Genomic DNA, 15,991 nt, shown 5'->3' on the forward strand with positions numbered 1-15,991 from the left:
GCCACTTCACGGACGGTGCCGCAAGTGTAGCCAATTATGTAGACACCCTCTGAGGCATGGGCTTATCGGCGACATCGGTAACGAAGGCGCCGGATTTCAGCACGAGATGCAATTGCGAGCAAGTCGCATTTGCGTTCGTATGCGCGTGCGGATGGGTGCTATCCGCGCTGCGGGCCGCTCCGGATGCGGCCGATCAGGGGCGAAACTCCCTCGCCAGCAGCCCCAGCAGCACGCTGTCCTGGGTGCTTCCTCCCAGCCGATAGCGCTCGCGCGCGTGGCCTTCGCGTTTGAAGCCGAGGGATTCCAGCAGGCGCAGGCTGGCGGCGTTGTCGGGGTCTGCATCGGCTTCGATGCGCTGCATTCCCAGCCCTCGGATCGCATGAGTCAGCGCAGTGGCCACCGCTTCGCGAGCGAGCCCTTGGCCCCAATGCGCAGGATGCAGGGCGAAGCCGATCTCGCAGCGGGCGTGTTCGCGGGCGAAGGCGTAGAGGGTGACCGTGCCGATCAGGCGGTGGTCGCCGCGCAAGGTGATGGCCCACTGCAGCAGTTGGCCGCTGGCAGCCCCCGCGTGGATGTCGCGCAGATAGGTCTCGGCCTGATGCAGGGCCTGCCAGGGGCCGTGGCTCCAGTAGCGGGTGACGTCGGCGCTGGCGAACAGCGCGTAGAGATCGTCGAGATCGGCACCGCGAGGGTGGCGAAGCACGATGCGCTCGCTGTCGAGCGTGGGCAGGGTCGCCATGCGCGAGCTCCGTCTCAGCTCGCGCCGGCACCACCGCAGCTGCGTCGCACCACCAGGCGGGTGTCGAGCTCGCGGCTCTGCGCGGGGCGGCGCTCGATCAGGTCGATCAGGGTCGACACCAGCACCGCGCCGGCGCCGCGGGTGTCCTGCTGCACCGTGGTCAGTGCCGGCTGCGCCAAACGCGCCATCGGAATGTCGTCGAAGCCGGCGACCGCGACGTCCTCGGGTACGCGCAGGCCGCGTTCGGCCAGGGCCTGCATGGCGCCCAGCGCGATCAGGTCGGAGGCCGCGAAGATCGCGTCGAAGGGCTCGCCGCGGCGCAGCAGCTCCTGGGCGGCCGCGATGCCGTCGGCCTCGCTGGACAGCGCATCCACGCGCAGGCGCTTGGAGCAGGCCAGCTTGGCTGCCTTGAGTGCGCGCTGATAGCCGCGATGACGGGCCTCGAACTCGGGGTAATGGGGCGAAGCGTCACCGAGGAAAGCGATCCGCTGCCGGCCCTGGGCGATCAGATGGCGGGTCGCCTGCTCGCCGCCGCTGGCGTTGTCGCTGCCGATCGACACGCCGGGCTGGTCGGCCTGCACGGCGCCCCAGCGCACGAAATGCGTGCCCTGGGCGACCAGCTGGTCGAGCTTCTGCCGATAGGCCTCGTAGTCGCCGTAGCCGAGCAGGATCAGCCCGTCGGCTTTCTTGGCGTCTTCGTAGTCGGCGTGCCAGTCGCGCGTCATCTGCTGGAAGCTGACCAGCAGGTCGAAACCGCGCGCACCGCAGGCGCGGGTGATCGAGGCCAGCATGGCGTGGAAGAAGGGGTTGATCTGCGACTCGTCGCAGTCGGCATCCTCGAACAGCAGCAGGGCCAGGGTGCCGGCGTGCTGGGTGCGCAGGTTGGAGGCGTTCTTGTCGACCTGGTAGTTCAGCTGCTGCGCGATCGCCTTGATGCGCTTGCGCGTCTCGGCATTGACCAGCGGGCTGTCGCGCAGCGCGCGCGACACCGTGGGCTGGCTGACGCCCGCCATGTGGGCGATGTCGAACGAGGTGACCTTGCCTTTCACGTCAACCGGAACTGCTGCAGCGCGGGGTTGCTGAGTGTGGCGGCGTGGGCCTGGGATGGCATTGTGCTCTGCAGCATCGCCGGCTTCTGCCGGCGATGCGGGAATCGGGAATGGAGAATCGGGAATCGTTGAGAGCGGACTGCTTCAGGCTGGCAGCTTGAGGGTGATCGCTCACAGCGCAAGCTTGTCCCGATTCCCGATTCCCGATTCCCTGCCTCTCAGCCCCTCGGCTTGAAGCCCTTCTTGAAGCCACCCTCGCCGCGCGGGCCGCCGGGCTTGCGCTCGAAGCCGGCGCCGGCCGGGCGCGGTTTGCGCGGGCCGTCGAAGCTGCCGCGTTCGCGCGGGGCGCCGCGCTCGAACTTGGGCTTGACGAAGGCCTTGTCCTGCTCCGACGCGGGGCGGATGCGCAGGCGCTGGCCGGAGACCCAGACCTGCTGCAGGTGCTGCATCAGATCCTCGGGCATGCCCTCGGGCAGGTCGATCAGGGCGTGGTCGCCGCGGATGTCGATGCGGCCGATGTGCTTGGCGTCGATGCCGGCCTCGTTGGCGATCGCGCCGACCAGGTTGCCCGGCTTGACGCCGTGGACGAAGCCGACCTCGACGCGGAAGGTCTCAAAGGCGTAATCGCTGGCCATCTCGCGCTGCGGCCGGGCCTCGCGCTCGACGCGCTCGCGCGGCGGCCGGGCTTCGCGATCGAACTGCTCGCGCGGCGCGCGTTCGGGCCGGTCGCTGCGCTCGCGGAACTCGCGTGCGGCCGGAATCACCTTGTCCGGCGGCAGCAGCAGCGGGGTGTCGCCGCGATGCAGGCGGGCCAGCGCGGCGGCGATCTCGATGGCCGGGATGTTCTGCTCGCTCTCGATGCGCTCGATTACGCTGCGGTACTGGTCCAGCTGCGGGTCGGCCAGGGCTTCCTGGATCTGCTGGCGGAAGCGGTTGAGGCGCTGCTCGTTGACGGTGTCGACGGAGGGCAGGTTCATCGCTTCGATCGGCTGGCGCGTGGCCTTCTCGATGGTGCGCAGCAGGTGGCGTTCGCGCGGGGCGACGAACAGGATCGCCTCGCCGCTGCGGCCGGCGCGGCCGGTGCGGCCGATGCGGTGGACGTAGCTTTCGGTGTCGTAGGGGATGTCGTAGTTCAGCACGTGGCTGATGCGTTCGACGTCCAGGCCGCGGGCGGCGACGTCGGTGGCGACGATGATGTCGAGCTCGCCGTCCTTGAGCTTCTGTACGGTGCGCTCGCGTACCGCCTGCGGTACGTCACCGTTCAGCGCGGCGGCGGAGAAGCCGCGCGCGGCCAGCTTCTCGGCCAGCTCTTCGGTGGCCTGCTTGGTGCGGGCGAACACGATCATCGCCTCGAAGGTCTCGGCTTCGAGGATGCGGGTCAGCGCATCCAGCTTGTGCATGCCCGAGACCAACCAGAACCGCTGGCGGATGTTCTTCGCGGTGGTGGTCTTGGCCGCGATGGTGACTTCGCGCGGATTGCGCAGATGGGTCTGGGCGATGGCGCGGATGCGCGGCGGCATGGTCGCCGAGAACAGCGCGACCTGGCGGCTGGCCGGGGTCTTCTGCAGGATGGATTCAACGTCGTCGATGAAGCCCATGCGCAGCATCTCGTCGGCCTCGTCCAGCACCACGAAGCGCAGCTTGGACAGATCCAGCGAGCCGCGTTCGAGGTGGTCGATGATGCGGCCGGGCGTGCCGACCACGACGTGGGCGCCGCGCTTCAGTCCGGTGAGCTGCGGGGCATAGCCCTGGCCGCCGTAGATCGGCAGCACATGGAAGCCGGGCATATGCGAGGCGTAGCGCTGGAAGGCTTCGGCCACCTGGATGGCCAGCTCGCGGGTCGGCGCCAGCACGATGGCCTGCGGCGCCTTCTGCGTCATGTCGAGGCGCGACAGGATCGGCAATGCGAACGCGGCGGTCTTGCCGGTGCCGGTCTGGGCCTGGCCCAGCACGTCCTGGCCGGACAGCAGGGTGGGAATGGTCGCCGCCTGGATCGGCGACGGCGTCTCGTAGCCCACCGAGGTGATGGCTTCGAGCAGGGCGGGCGACAGGCCAAGATCGGCAAAACGCACGGAGGCCGCCGCAGGGGCGGCAGTGTTTTCAGAGGACATGTTTTCTTTGCTCCACAAGGGGCTTGGAATCACGCACCTTGCAGGCCGGAGAACAGCGCTCGGGACGAGCCGCGCAGGTCAGTGCGGGGCAGCTCCCGTCCGCCTGTCGCATCATGCGATCAGGCCTGCGCGCGGCAGGAAGGGGACGGGGCGAGAGCGGAAACGACGGGGCCGAAAGGCGCACACGGGGTGCAGCGGCGCGCAGTCTAGCAGCACGGGTGGGTGCGGTGCCTTCGGGAGTCGGGAATCTGCTGGTCCCCCGTTCAGCTGCTAGGCTTGCGCTCGCCCCTCACCGAGCCGGAGAGCGCCATGCGCTGGGAACGCCTGCGACGCAGCAGCAACGTCACCGACAGTCGCGGCCGCGGCGGTGGCGGAGGTCGCCTTCCGGGTGGCGGCAAGGGCCTGGGCCTGACCGGCATCCTGATCGTGGTGGTGATCGCGATGGTGATGGGGAAGAACCCGCTGGAGCTGCTGTCACTGCTCGATGCGGGCCAGCAGCAGACGGCGCCTTCCGCCTCCAGTCGGACCCCGCTGCCGGATCCGCAGGATCCAGCCGTGGAGTTCGTGCGCGCTGTACTGGGCGATACCGAGGATGCGTGGGGCGAGATCTTCGCCGCCTCCGGCTCGCGCTACGAGCCGGCAGGCCTTGAAGTCTTCGAGGGCGGCGTCACCACCGCCTGCGGCTTCGCCTCGTCAGCGGTCGGCCCGTTCTACTGCCCGGGCGATCGCAAGGTCTACATCGACCTGCAGTTCTTCCGCGAGCTGGAGACCCGTTTCCGCGCCGCCGGCGATTTCGCCCAGGCCTACGTGATCGCGCACGAAGTCGGTCACCACATCCAGACCCTGACCGGCGTGTCTGCACGGGTGAATGCGGCGCGCCAGCGCGGCGAAGAGGTCAAAGGTGACGGCGGATTGCTGGTGCGCCAGGAACTGCAGGCCGATTGCTACGCCGGTGTCTGGGCGCACTCGGCGCAGCGTCGCTTCGACATTCTTGAACCCGGCGATCTCGAGGAAGCCCTGAACGCGGCCAGCGCGATCGGCGATGACCGCCTGCAGAAGCAGGCGCAGGGCAGGGTGGTGCCGGACTCCTTCAGCCACGGCACCTCGGAGCAGCGCATGCGCTGGTTCCGGCTCGGCTTCGAGCGCGGCAGCGTCGGCGCCTGCGACACCTTCGCGGCGAGCCGGCTTTAGGCGCAGGGCCGGCCCATGCCGCGCTGGCGCAGCCGTCTGCGCAGCTACCTGACCCACGGCGGACGGGTGGGGCCGCAGCATCCCGATTTTCGCCGCGTGCTGCTGCTCAACATGAGCCTGCTGGTGTTGGTGGCGATGTGCGGCGTGTTCGCCGTGCTCAATCTGCTGGTGCTGGGCCTGCCGCGGGTCGCGGTGCTGGATGTCGTGGCGGGCGGGCTGGCGCTGGGTGTGATGGCCTGGTACCGGCGCTCAAGACAGCTCGATGCAGCGGCATGGTCGACCCTGGTCATCGTGGGTCTGTTCCTGCTCGCCTATGTGCTGATGGTGGGCGCAGGTCTGTACAGCCTGGCCTGGCTGGGCGTGTTCCCCGGCCTGGCCCTGTTCCTGCTCGGCGAGCGCCGCGGCCTGTGGGCCACGTCGGCCCTGGTCGTGGCCAGCCTGCTTGCCCTTGCCGGCCCGTGGATGCACTGGCAGCCGCAGCGCTTCGATGCCGTCGCGGCCTTCAATCTGCTGGGCACCTTCGTCTGTCTGGTCCTGCAGGCGCGCTACAACGAGATGGCGCGACAGGAAGTGCTGCGCGGCCTGGTGCACAGCAATCGCGAGCTGCAGCGACTGTCCAATCACGATCGGCTGACCGGCCTCTACAACCGGCTCAAGCTCGAACATCGGCTGGCCGAGGAGCTGGCCCGTGCGCGCAGGCATGGCTCGCCTTTCTGCGTCGTGCTGATCGACATCGACCACTTCAAGCGCGTCAATGACACCCACGGGCACGCGATCGGCGATCTCGTGCTGCAGTGCCTTGGGCATGTGCTGCTGCGCGATCGTCGAGCCACCGACATGGTCGGTCGCTGGGGCGGTGAGGAGTTCCTGATCCTCTGCCCCGAAACCCGCATCGACGGGGGGCTGCTGGTGGCGGAGCGCCTGCGCGCCGCGACCCAGGACTGCCCGATGCCGGAGGCGGGGCGAGTCACGCTGAGCGCGGGCGTGGCGGAGTACCGATCCGGCGACTGCGAGGAGTCGCTGCTGGCCCGCGCCGACGCCGCGCTGTATCGCGCCAAGTCGGCCGGGCGCAACCGGGTCGAATCGGATGCACAGGACGCGGTTCAAGGCCAATCCCACACCGAGGAGCAAGACAAGTGAGCAGATCCCGGCTTTCGCCGCTGTCCGCAATCGTCGGTGCGCTCGCGCTTGGCGTGGCCGCAGAACACTCGCGTGCGTCCTGCCCACCTGCGGGCTGGGACGAAGCCTCGCTGCTCACTCTCAAGAGCGAGGGCTTTGCGCTGGAGGAATCGCTGCGCCCGGCGCTGGCGCTGGGCCTGCTCGACTGCCTCGCCGACCCGCGCCCCGCCCTGCGCGATGGCATCGCCTTCGAGGCCCTGAGCGCGTGGATGCGCGCCGGCCAACTCGACGCCGCCAACCTGCGCGCCTTGAAGCCGCGCCTGCTGGCGCAGCTGCAGGCCGAGGATCCGCAGGGCGTGGCGCGGCCCTTCGCCGCGCTGGTGCTGGCCGAGTTGAGCCGCACCGATCGCATCGCGCCCTGGATGGAGGCTTCCGAGCGCGAAGCGCTGGTCTCCGCAGCGGCCGACTATCTGGCCGCGGTGAGTGACTACCGCGGCTTTGAAGTCGATACCGGCTGGCGCCACGGCGTGGCGCACGGCGCCGACTGGGTGCTGCAGCTGGCACTGAACCCCACGCTCGATGCCGCGCAGCTGGCCCGGCTGCGCGACGCGGTCGGCGCCCAGGTGCTCGCTGCGGATGGTCATGCCTATGTGTTCAACGAGCCGGCGCGGCTGGCCGCGCCGCTGCTGTTCATCGCCAGGCGCGGCGTGTTCGACGAAGCCGACTGGCGGCGCTGGCTGCTGCAGTTCCCACCGCGCCTGGGCGAGCCCAGGGCGCTGTGGTCGGACACTGCCGCGCTGGCGGCGCGGCACAACCTGCAGGCCCTGCTGCTGACCCTGCACTTCGAGGCCAGCCGCAGCGAGGATGCGGGTATCCGCAGCCTGCTGCCGGGCGTGGTCGAGGCCCTGCAGGCGATGCCCTGAGCGCGTCTCGGCCCCGTGCTGCGGGCCAGGCGCTTTTGAAGGATCCCTGATTCGTCATTCCCGCGAATGCGGGGATCCAGTGTTCTTGCGACCGCGGCGGTCCCAACCGGGCTCCCGTCCCCGCCTTCGCAAGGGCAGGCCCATCGGGGGGCGATGGCACTGGCTGATGCGCCGGGCGTTCTGTTTCTCGAGAGCGTCTGAGCCCCGCGTCGCGGGCCGGGTGCTCTCGAAGAAACATGTGGTCGTCATCCCCGCGGAGGCGGGGATCCAGTGCTCTTGTGTTCTTGCCGCCGCTGCAAGTTGGGTCTGGGCCCCCGCCTTCGCGGGGGCGACGAACCAGGGCCCCCTAGACGCTGCTTCGACCGGTTTCCATGCCGCGCCGCCGCGAAGGCGCTCCAATACAATCAATCACGTACGTTTCAGGTTCTTTAGAGGAGGGCGCCTTCGCTGGCAGGCTGGGACAGGCGGGACGCACTCGCGCCCGACGCTCCTGGGCAGCAAGCGACGAAGTCCACCACGGCATCGTGGAGTGACTCCGTCGCCTGGCTCCAGTGATGCGTGGCGTCCGCCGCGTCATGTTCGCTGTCAGCGAAGTCCTTAAGACGTTCGTGGTATCGGAGCGCTGGTTCGTTCCTAGCCGGTTTGACACATCGCTGAAGCGCTGGAGCGCACGCAGCGCACGCGTGTACAGACTGTTGCGGCTAGCCAAGTCCTGCCGCGGACTTGCGGTGGCGGAGTACCACTTTCTGGCGTCGCGTCCTCACACCCGAGAGACCGCTGCGCCGTCTGTGCGTCGGAGGCGGGGCGACCGTGGAAGGACGTAGTGGCAGGTTCCATCCATCGCCACTGTCGCGGCCGCCATGGCCCGCGCACCCCCCCACACCGGGGAGTCACCGGGGGTACGTCGTCGGCGGTGCTCTGGCACACGGCTTGCAGTTTCGCAGTGAGATGACACCGGGGGCATCAAGGCTCTTGCTGCCGGGTCGGTGTCGCCGGTCATTGACGTGTGAGCAAGCGCCAGAGCGCTGGGAGATCCCCATGTTGAACTTGAGTCTGCTGAGCTTCATCGGTGGTGGCGTCGCTCGGGTACGTGAGCGTGCTGACGCGCTCGAGTCACGCGTGGCTGCGCTTTCAAAGTCGCAGGCGATGATCGAGTTCGATCCCACGGGGCACGCAAGGAATGCGAACGACAACTTCCTCGTGGCAATGGGATACGACCGCAGCGAGGTCATCGGACAGCACCACCGGATCTTCATGCCGCCGGGTGAGGCCGCCGCGCCCGAGTACGCGGACTTCTGGGCGCGACTCGGCCGCGGAGAGTTCCTCTCGGGGCGGTTCCGGCGCATCGGCAAGGGCGGGCGCGAGGTCTGGCTGCAGGCCAGCTACAACCCGATCCTGGGGTCTGGCGGCAAGGTCGTCGGGGTGATGAAGTTCGCCTCCGATGTCACCGCAGAAATTGTCGCCGAGCGCGAAAGCGCCGGGCAGCTCAGTGCGCTGGATCGCGTCATGGCCGTCATCGAGTTCGATCTCGAGGGCCGCATCCTGCGGGCCAATCCGAACTTCTGCAGCACCGTGGGCTACAGCGAGGCTGAGATCGTCGGCAAGCATCATTCGATGTTTGCCGAACCCGACTATGCGCGCAGCGAGGCCTACCAGCAGTTCTGGGCGCGGCTGCGTCGCGGCGAATTCGACCGTGGCCAGTACCGGCGGCTGGGCAAGGGCGGTCGCGAGATCTGGATCGAGGCCAGCTACAACCCGATCCTCGATGCTGCAGGCAAGCCCTGCAAGGTGGTCAAGTACGCCATCGACATCACCGCCCAGCGTCAGCGAGATGCCGATATCGATTGCCAGCTACAGGCCATCAGTCGCGCGCAGGCGACCATCGAGTTCGAGCTGGATGGCCACATCCGCGATGCCAACGACAACTTCTGCAAGGCGACCGGCTACAGCCTCGATGAGATCCGCGGCCGCCATCACCGCATGTTCCTGCGGCCTGAGGATGTCGCCGCGCCTTCCTATCGCGAGCTCTGGGCTGCCCTTGCGCGCGGAGAGGCGCAGACCGGCCGCTTCCGCCGCGTGCGCAAGGACGGCAGCGCCCTGTGGATCCAAGCCAGCTACACGCCGATCCTGGACGCCAGCGGCCGGCCTTACAAGGTGGTCAAGTTCGCATCCGACATCACCCGCACGGTGAAAGCGCAGGAAGACCTGCAGGTGCTGGCCGCCGAGATCGCGCAGGCCTCGCAGGAGATCTCGGCCGGTAACGAGGATCTGGCAACGCGCACCGAGCAACAGGCGGCTGCCCTAGAGGAAACCGCTGCCTCGATGGAAGAGCTGACTGCGACAGTCAAGCAGAACTCCGAGACCGCGCAGAAGGCCGCGGAACTCGCGACGCAGGCGAGCGAGATCGCGGAGGGAGGCGGTGCCGCCGTCACCCGCGTCGTGGAGACGATGGGGTCCATCAGCGCGCAATCCACGAAGGTGGCAGACATCATCGGGGTGATCGATGGCATCGCCTTCCAGACCAATATCCTGGCTCTGAATGCAGCGGTTGAAGCGGCGCGTGCCGGCGAGCAGGGGCGCGGCTTTGCGGTGGTGGCCGGGGAGGTGCGCGCCCTCGCGCAACGCTCGGCGCAGGCAGCCAAAGAGATCAAGTTGCTCATCTCTGAGACCGTGGGTGAGGTCGGGCGCGGCAGTCAGCTTGTCGATGGCGCTGGGCGCACCATGCGAGACATCGTTGATTCCGTGAGGAGGGTGTCGGCGCTCATCTCTGAGATCAACGCAGCCTCGCGCGAGCAGTCTGCCGGGATCCAGCAGGCCGCTGCGGTATTGACCCAGCTCGACCAGGGCACCCAACAGAACGCGGCCCTGGTGGAGGAACTCAGTGCCAATGCACGCAGCCTCGACGACCAGTCGCGCGGACTGGTCGCGGTGATGTCGGGGCTTCTGGACTGACGCGCATGTGAGCCCCTGCCTGCTGCGGTCGCCTCCGGGCGCCCGCGGCGGCAGCGGGCTGCGCGAGTTCCGCGGTCACTGTCTCTTCTGACTTCATGCAATTCAGGCGCCGCGCTTTGCCACCAACGCACAGAGACGCTCTCGCTACGGCGTCTGGACGCTTGCGCACGCTCTGAACTGCAGCGTGCTGCGGCCGGCAGGGCAGTGGCTGCAAGGCTGCAACCCGCAGTGAACGGAAATGAGGCTCATCGCGGCTTCGTGTGGGGCCGAACCTGCGCTCTCGGCCCGTGCGGGCAGTGGGCTGGCGAAGGAGCTCGCGGCAGGCCCGGTTGCGGTTGCCGCAGGCGCTGCGTTGAAACGCACGGATCGTGCTTTTGGTATCGGCCTTGACGCGACAGCGACTTCCGGTCCAGATCGACCGACGCCGCTCTAGCTCGCTGACCACCACACTCCGCGCCGAGCCACGTAGCTTGGGGTACCTGCGGCGAGCGAACACGCGCGCTCACCCGTCGCCCGAGAAATCCGCGCCGTTCGCAGGGGCTTTGGGCCTTCCAAGGCGACTCTCGCGGTCGCCGGTGCGCGACACGCGCACCCTATGAAGGCGCGTGAGGCCCTGCCCCAGATTGAGCCGAATTGATCGGCTGAGTAGGGTGCGCCTGTGGCGCACCAAGACAGGCGACGACGGCGGCTGGTCCACGCGAGTGCGCAGGAATCACCCACAAGAATCCGCGATGAGCCGGAAATGAAGAGGGCGCCGGCAGGTGACTGCCCGCGCCCTCTTTGCTCTCGGAGCCTGTCGGGCTTTGGTGGTCGAGGCGAAAGTTCGGCTGCGTGAGGACAGGCTTTCGGCGATTTGCAGGCCCGTAGCAGCGCTATGGGTCAAGAATCGGCGGGTAGTGGACCGCGCAGACGGATCTGCAGCCCGGCCATCCAACGTCCGACAGGCTCCTAGCGCTCTTCAAGCGACCCGGCGCAGCTCGGGTCCAGCCTTCAGCCGGAAGCTGCCCACCGCATCCTGCAGCGCGCGAGCGTGGTCCTGCAGGCTGTTGGCGGCGGCGCTGGCTTCCTCGACCAGGGCGGCGTTCTGCTGGGTGGTCTGATCCAGCGCCTGCATGGTTTCACCCATGCCCTCGATGCCGCTGGTCTGTTCGGCCGAGGCGGCGCTGATCTCGCCCATGATGTCGGTGACCCGCTGCACGGCGCCCATGATGTCCTGCATGGTGCTGCCGGCGCGCGCCACCAGTTGGGCGCCGAGGCCGACGCGTTGGCTGGAATCGTCGATCAGGCCCTTGATCTGCTTGGCGGCCTCCGCCGAGCGCTGGGCCAGCGAGCGGACTTCCGAGGCCACCACCGCGAAGCCGCGGCCCTGTTCGCCGGCACGCGCGGCTTCAACCGCGGCGTTCAGCGCGAGGATATTGGTCTGGAAGGCGATGCCATCGATCACGCTGATGATGTCGGCGATCCGACGCGAGGATTCGCTGATCGAGTCCATGGTGGCGACCACTTCGCCGACCACCTGACCGCCGGAGCGGGCGACATTGCCGGCGCCGTGGGCGAGCTGGTTGGCTTCGCGGGCGCGGGCGGCGTTGCGGCGCACGGTCTGGGTCAGGTCGGTCAGGGCATGGGTCGTGACTTCGAGATTGCCGGCCTGGGCCTCGGTGCGCGAGGAGAGATCGTCGACGCCAGCGGTGATCTCGCCGGTGGCGACGCGGATCGAATCGGCGCGTACGGCGATGCCTTCGACGATGCCGCGGATCTGTCTGACGCTGCGGTTGGCGTCATCGCGGATGCGCGCGAACACGCCGGCGTACTCGCCCTGCATCGAGGCGGTCAGGTCGCCGGCGGCGAGCGCTTCGAGCAGATGCGAGGCCGAAGCCGAGCGCGAGGCGCTGCCAGATGCGGAGGGTGGTTTTGGGCATGACGGGGGCTCTCCGGGAGGGGGGGCGGAAGTAGGTGCGGGGGCTGTGCCCATAGCGCTTGCGGATTCGCGCCATTGGTTATACCTATCCAAGATGCTTTTGCGATCATCCGACCCGCCTGCCTAGGCAAGTGCTGTGCGGCGATGCGCCTGGGGCGATTTCTGTGTGGAATGTGATTCAGCGCACGCGGTTTCTGCAGCCTTACCCGGCGAGTCGCGGGGGAACCCAGGCCCTCGCGCCATCGATTTGGCAGGCTCGGTGCGGGCGCGCGCAGAGCGCGTCGAGGCCCCCGCCAACGAGTCGGATCAGCACCTTCGGCATAATGCGGGGCTGACCCCTCGCAGGCCCGGGAGCCGCCATGTCCATCCTCCGACTCGCTGACATCGACCTCACCGGCAAGCGCGTGCTGATCCGCGAAGACCTGAACGTGCCGATCAAGGACGGCCGGATCACCGCCGAGCAGCGCATCCTGGCCGCGCTGCCGACGCTCCGGCTGGCCCTGGAGAAGGGCGCCGCGGTGATGGTCACCTCACACCTGGGGCGTCCGGTCGAAGGCGAGTGGAGCGAGGCGGATTCGCTCGCGCCGGTGGCCGCGCGTCTGGCAGAGCACCTCGGCCGGCCGGTGCCGCTGATCCGCGACTGGGTCGACGGCGGTTTCAGCGTGGCGCCGGGCGAGATCGTGCTGCTGGAGAATTGCCGCATGAACCGCGGCGAGGGCAAGGACGACGAGGCTCTCTCGAAGAAGTACGCGGCGCTCTGCGACATCTACTGCATGGACGCCTTCGGCACCGCGCACCGTGCCCAGGCCTCGACCCACGGCGCGATCCGCTTCGCCAAGGTCGCCTGCGGCGGCCCGCTGCTGATGGCCGAGCTGGATGCGCTGGCCAAGGCGCTGGAGCATCCGGCGCGGCCCCTGCTGGCCATCGTCGCCGGCTCCAAGGTCAGTACCAAGCTTGAGCTGCTCGGCAGCCTGGTCGGCAAGGTCGACCAGCTGATCGTCGGCGGCGGCATCGCCAACACCTTCCTGGCCGCGCAGGGCCTGCCGGTGGGCAAGAGCCTGTGCGAGACCGAGCTGCTGGACACCGCGCGGCAGATCATGGCCGATGCCAAGGCCCGCGGCGCGCAGATCCCGCTGCCGGTGGACGTGGTGGTGGCGCCGACCTTCGCTGCCGACGCGCCGGCCAGCATCAAGGACGTGGATCGCGTGGGCCCGGAGGACATGATCCTCGACATCGGCCCGGCCACCGCGAAGCAGTACGCCGACATCATCGCCAAGGCCGGCAGCGTGATCTGGAACGGCCCGGTCGGGGTGTTCGAGTTCGACGCCTTCGGCGAGGGCACGCGGGCGGTGGCCGAGGCCATCCGCGATTCGCAGGCCTTCTCAATTGCCGGCGGCGGCGACACCCTGGCGGCGGTGGACAAGTACGGTGTCGAGTCCGGCATCAGCTACATTTCGACCGGCGGCGGCGCCTTCCTGGAGTTCTGCGAGGGCAAGGAGCTGCCGGCCGTGGCCGCGCTCCGTGCCCGCGCTTCGGCCTGAGTCAAGCGATGACCCGCGAGGTGCTCAACATCGCCGCCTACCACTTCGCGGACATCGCGGAGCCGGCCGCGCTGCGAGAACTGCTGCGCGCGCGCTGCGAGGCGGCGGGGCTGAAGGGCAGCGTGCTGGTGGCGCCGGAAGGGCTGAACCTGTTCCTGGCCGGGGCCGAGAGCGCCGTGGAGCGTGTGCTCGATTTCGTGCGCGCCCAGCCGGGTTTCGAGGGCCTGCGGGTCAAGCGCAGCTGGAGCGCGCACGTGCCCTTCGCGCGACTCAAGGTGAAGCTGAAGAAGGAAATCATCGCCTTCGGTCACGACGCATGCGTGCCGCGCTCGCGGCGCGCGCCGGTCGTGTCGCCGGCGCAGCTGCGCGCGTGGATCGCGCGCGGCAGCGATGATTCGGGACGTCCGCTGGTGCTGGTCGATACCCGCAACCGTGAGGAGCTGGCCTACGGCCATTTCGAGAATGCGGTGCAGCTGCCGATCGACAACTTCACCGAGCTCACCGCCGCGCTGGCGCCTTTGAGGCCCGAGATGGCCGGGGCCACCGTGGTCAGCTACTGCACCGGCGGCATCCGCTGCGAGAAGGCCGCGCTGTGGATGCAGGACGCCGGCTTCGCGAACGTGTTCCAGCTCGACGGCGGCATCCTCGACTACTTCGAGCAGGTCGGCGGCGAAGGCTGGCAGGGCGAGTGCTTCGTCTTCGATGCACGTGTGGCCCTGAAGCCCGACCTCTCGCCACGCGTCGATGCACCGGTGCCCGAGCCGGTCGACCCGCTGGCCGCACGGAAGCGCGCGGCGTGAGCCTCGCCGCGGACACCGGCGCATGAGGTCGACCGCGACGGTCGGCATCGTCGGCAGCGCCGGCGCCTATGGCCGCTGGCTGGCCCAGTTCTTCGTCGAACGCATGGGCTGCCGCGTGCTGGGCTGCGACCCCGCGGATCCGGCCGCCTGCTCGCTGGGCGAACTGTTGGCGCACAGCGAAGTGATCGTGTTCTCCGCGCCGATCTCCGAAACCCCTCGCCTCATTGGCGAAGCGGTGATGCTGGCCGGTGAGCGCGCGGCGGTGCAGCTGTGGATCGACGTCACCTCGATCAAGGCCGCGCCGGTGGCGGCCATGCTGGCTTCCAGCGCGGAAGTGCTGGGCCTGCACCCGATGACCGCGCCGCCGAAGGCGCCCAGCCTGCGCGGCCGCGTGCTGATCAGCTGCGAGGCGCGTATCGGCCGGTGGCGCGGCTTCGTCGATGCCCTGTATGCGGCGCTCCAGGCCGAGCGGGTCGAATGCGATCCGCAGCAGCATGATCGAGTGATGGCCCTGGTGCAGGCGCTGGTGCACGCCGGTCATCTGGCCCAGGCCGGCGTGCTGGCGAAGCTGGCGGCAGAACCGGGCGGACCGGCCGCGCTGATTCCTTTCCGCTCGGTCTCGTTCGAGCTGGATCTCGCCATGGCCGACCGCATCCTGGCCGGCAACCCGGCGATCTACGCCGGCATCCAGTTCGACAACCCGGCGGTGCTGCCTGTGCTCGACAGTCTGGCCGCGCGCGTCACTCGCCTGCGCGAGCTGGTGCGTGCCGGCGATCGCGAGGCCTTCGAGCGCGAGTTCATTGCGGCGCCGCGCGCAGCCTTCGGCGCCGACGAGATCGCTCGCGGCAACCACGGCTTCGAGCAAGTTGGCTACCTGCTGGCGGACCTCGCGCATGCCGGAGCGCTCAGCGTGCATCTGCCCGAGGATCGCCCCGGCTCGCTGCGCGCCCTGCTTGAAGTGTTCGAGCGCGCCGACGTGAATCTCGCCTCCATCCACTCTTCGCGCACGCCTTCGGGCGCGGTGCACTTCCGCTTTTCCTTCACCTCAGCACCTGAGGGTGATCAGCGTCTGGCCCTGATCGCAGCGATCGAAGCCGACGGAATCGGCCGGGTGCTGGCATGAGGGGCGCTGACCCGGGGGCGTGTGCGCGGCCGGGGCACTTGCCCTGCTTCACGAATACTGGAGGTGTCATGCATAGATCGACAGGGGACCGGCGGTGGTCACTCGCGCGACTCCTGTGGCCGGCCAGCAGCATCCCTGAGCGTGGAGACTGAGCCATGGCGACGCGTCTAATGGGCCTGCGGGACGTTCCGGACGACGAGCTCGAAGGCATCGAGTCGGTGCTTGCCGAGGCCGGCATCGAGCACTACCAGAGCCCGCCCGGGCTGTTCGGGCTGTCACCTGCGTCCCTGTGGCTGAAGCACGAGGTCGACCTCGACCGCGCGCGCGCGCTGGTTGCGGCCTTCCAGACGGAACGTGCCCGCGTGGCGCGGGAGACGTGGGAGCGGGCGCAGGCGGCCGGCGAGGTGCCGGGGTTCTGGCAGGCACTGCGGCAGCGACCCTGGCACGCCCTGGGACTGCTGGTCCTCGTGCTCGGAGTGCTGTTCGCGCTCAGCCTGCCCTGGCTCGGCTTGGGGCGATAGGGCA

11 protein-coding genes and 1 pseudogene are annotated in these 15,991 nt (G+C 68.8%); 8 read left to right on the plus strand and 4 right to left on the minus strand.

Translation table 11 applies throughout. The features are described from left to right. Positions 1-193 precede the first annotated feature (193 nt). From Q0654_RS13420 to Q0654_RS13430, 3 genes are all read right to left on the minus strand, one after another. Positions 194-739, minus strand: a complete 546-nt coding sequence (locus Q0654_RS13420) for a GNAT family N-acetyltransferase (RefSeq protein WP_298854617.1) — start codon at positions 737-739, stop codon at positions 194-196. Positions 740-753: 14 nt separating this feature from the next. Further along, the gene (locus Q0654_RS13425) at positions 754-1,752 is read right to left on the minus strand and encodes a LacI family DNA-binding transcriptional regulator (protein ID WP_298854756.1); all 999 of its coding nucleotides are present in this window, start codon (positions 1,750-1,752) and stop codon (positions 754-756) included. Between the two features lie 254 nt (positions 1,753-2,006). Further along, positions 2,007-3,899 (minus strand): DEAD/DEAH box helicase, encoded by a 1,893-nt coding sequence (locus tag Q0654_RS13430; RefSeq protein ID WP_298854618.1) that lies wholly within the window; start codon positions 3,897-3,899, stop codon positions 2,007-2,009. Between the two features lie 309 nt (positions 3,900-4,208). Here Q0654_RS13430 and Q0654_RS13435 point away from each other — a divergent pair, with 309 nt between their 5' ends. The 4 genes from Q0654_RS13435 (at position 4,209) to Q0654_RS13450 (ending at position 10,084) form a co-directional block, all read left to right on the plus strand. Beyond that, on the plus strand, positions 4,209-5,090 hold the full coding sequence (locus Q0654_RS13435) for a neutral zinc metallopeptidase (RefSeq protein WP_298854620.1): 882 nt from the start codon (positions 4,209-4,211) through the stop codon (positions 5,088-5,090). A 15-nt stretch (positions 5,091-5,105) separates the two neighbouring features. Continuing rightward, complete coding sequence (locus Q0654_RS13440) at positions 5,106-6,230, plus strand: GGDEF domain-containing protein (protein ID WP_298854622.1); 1,125 nt, start codon at positions 5,106-5,108, stop codon at positions 6,228-6,230. Then, the gene (locus Q0654_RS13445) at positions 6,227-7,132 is read left to right on the plus strand and encodes a DUF2785 domain-containing protein (RefSeq protein WP_298854624.1); all 906 of its coding nucleotides are present in this window, start codon (positions 6,227-6,229) and stop codon (positions 7,130-7,132) included. The genes Q0654_RS13440 and Q0654_RS13445 overlap by 4 nt, the downstream gene beginning before the upstream one ends. A 723-nt stretch (positions 7,133-7,855) precedes the next feature. Next, a complete protein-coding gene (locus Q0654_RS13450) occupies positions 7,856-10,084 on the plus strand; it encodes a PAS domain S-box protein (RefSeq protein ID WP_298854626.1) in 2,229 nt (742 codons plus the stop codon). Between the two features lie 958 nt (positions 10,085-11,042). Here the strand turns inward: Q0654_RS13450 and Q0654_RS13455 are convergent. Next, positions 11,043-11,957, minus strand: a pseudogene (locus Q0654_RS13455) (methyl-accepting chemotaxis protein); the annotation flags it as partial. Positions 11,958-12,361: 404 nt separating this feature from the next. On the opposite strand from Q0654_RS13455, the gene Q0654_RS13460 reads away from it, so the two are divergent. From Q0654_RS13460 to Q0654_RS13475, 4 genes are all read left to right on the plus strand, one after another. After that, complete coding sequence (locus Q0654_RS13460; protein WP_298854628.1) at positions 12,362-13,543, plus strand: phosphoglycerate kinase; 1,182 nt, start codon at positions 12,362-12,364, stop codon at positions 13,541-13,543. A gap of 8 nt (positions 13,544-13,551) precedes the next feature. Beyond that, positions 13,552-14,343 carry a sulfurtransferase gene (locus Q0654_RS13465; protein WP_298854630.1) on the plus strand — a complete coding sequence of 264 codons (792 nt, stop codon included), beginning with the start codon at positions 13,552-13,554 and terminating at the stop codon, positions 14,341-14,343. Between the two features lie 22 nt (positions 14,344-14,365). Beyond that, on the plus strand, positions 14,366-15,466 hold the full coding sequence (locus tag Q0654_RS13470) for a prephenate dehydrogenase (protein WP_298854632.1): 1,101 nt from the start codon (positions 14,366-14,368) through the stop codon (positions 15,464-15,466). 155 nt (positions 15,467-15,621) lie between these two features. Then, positions 15,622-15,987 carry a DUF6164 family protein gene (locus tag Q0654_RS13475; protein WP_298854634.1) on the plus strand — a complete coding sequence of 122 codons (366 nt, stop codon included), beginning with the start codon at positions 15,622-15,624 and terminating at the stop codon, positions 15,985-15,987. The last annotated feature ends 4 nt before the right edge of the window (positions 15,988-15,991 follow it).

The organism is uncultured Aquimonas sp., from assembly GCF_937888285.1.
Classification (GTDB): domain Bacteria; phylum Pseudomonadota; class Gammaproteobacteria; order Xanthomonadales; family Xanthomonadaceae; genus Aquimonas.